A 1,573-nucleotide genomic window follows, 5' to 3' on the forward strand; every position below is an offset into this window, starting at 1 on the left:
CGGCGTGTAGAGGCCCGTGATCACGTTGAAGAACGTGGTCTTGCCGGCGCCGTTCGGGCCGATCAGGCCGTAGATAGTGCCTTCCTCGATCTTCAGGCCCACGTCGGACAGCGCTTGCAGGCCGCCGAAGCGCTTGTTCACGCCATTGACGGACAGGCGAATTGACTTGTTGCTCATATGTGTGGCCTCTTAAGCGCGCACCGGCTTCTTGCCGCTGCGCTTGGCGATCTTCGCGATCTTGTCTTCGTGCTTCGCCGCAGGCCAGAGACCCTCCGAGCGATACAGCATGATGACGACCATCGCGAGGGCGTAGAGCAACTGGCGAATCACATCGGTATCGACAACGATGTGACCGAACAGGAAATTCTGAAGAGGCCCCATCGTCGAGCGCAGCACTTCTGGAACGATCGCGAGCATCACCGCGCCAAGGATCACGCCTGGGATATGCCCCATGCCGCCGAGCACGACGCACGCAAGCACGACGACCGACTCCATCAGCGTGAACGATTCCGGCGAGACGAAGCCCTGAAACGAACCAAACATGGCGCCCGACAGCCCACCGAACGACGCACCCATGGCAAACGCAAGAAGCTTGACGTCGCGCGTGTTGATGCCCATTGCCTTGGCGGCGATCTCGTCTTCGCGGATCGCGGCCCAGGCGCGGCCGATGCGCGAGTGCTGCAAACGCGTACACACCCAGATCACGAGCAGTGCACAGGCAAGAAACGCGTAGTAGTACAGATAGACTGATGTGAAAGAAAAACCGAAGAACGTATGCGTTTGCGAAAGATTCAATCCGCCGACTGAAAGCGGCGCGACTCCAGTAATCCCCTGCGGACCATTCGTGAGGTTCAGCGGATGATCGAGGTTGTTCATGAAGATGCGAACAATTTCCCCGAAACCGAGCGTCACGATCGCCAGGTAGTCGCCACGCAAACGAAGCGTAGGCGCGCCGAGCAGCACTCCGAAGATGGCCGCGAGAGTCATGGCGACCGGAATCACAACCCAGTACGGCGTATGCATGCCACCGGGCAGGAGGCTGGCGATCCACTGGAACTGCGTCGTCAAATGCGGCGACGTCAGAAGCGCCGCTGTATACGCGCCCACAGCATAGAAGGCGATATAGCCCAGATCGAGCAGCCCCGTGAAGCCGACCACGATATTCAGCCCAAGCGCGAGCATCACGTAAAGCATTGCAAAGTCGAGCACGCGAACCCAGTAGTCGCCGCCCGCAGCGCCGATCACCATCGGAGCCGCGACGACAAACAGCGCGAAGACAAGGCTGATTGCACGCTTTCTGGCCAGGCTATTTCCCGATGCGAGCCCGGTTGATGCTTCGATACGTTCAATGGTATTCATCTTGTGGGGTCTCTTTATTTATGCGCGGTCCGCAACACGTTCGCCCAGCAGCCCCGACGGACGGAACACGAGCACGACGATCAGCACGACGAATGCAAAGACGTCCTGATAGTTACTGCCAAACACCCCACCGGTCAGATTGCCGATGTAGCCCGCGCCCAATTGCTCGATAAGACCGAGCACCACGCCGCCGACCATCGCACCGCCCAGGTTA

Annotated in this window: 2 protein-coding genes and 1 pseudogene; all 3 read right to left on the reverse strand. The window is 59.4% G+C overall.

Annotated features, from left to right (window positions below; translation table 11 throughout):
• Window positions 1-177: ATP-binding cassette domain-containing protein (locus U5782_RS41165; RefSeq protein WP_322049610.1), on the reverse strand; the 177-nt coding region annotated here is incomplete at its 3' end.
• A 12-nt stretch (window positions 178-189) separates the two neighbouring features.
• A complete protein-coding gene (locus U5782_RS41170; protein ID WP_322049609.1) occupies window positions 190-1,359 on the reverse strand; it encodes an ABC transporter permease subunit in 1,170 nt (389 codons plus the stop codon).
• Window positions 1,360-1,377: 18 nt separating this feature from the next.
• A pseudogene (locus tag U5782_RS41175) lies at window positions 1,378-1,573 on the reverse strand (branched-chain amino acid ABC transporter permease); the annotation flags it as partial.

It is taken from the genome of Paraburkholderia sp. J67 (genome assembly GCF_905220265.1).
In the GTDB taxonomy this organism is placed as follows: Bacteria; Pseudomonadota; Gammaproteobacteria; order Burkholderiales; family Burkholderiaceae; genus Paraburkholderia.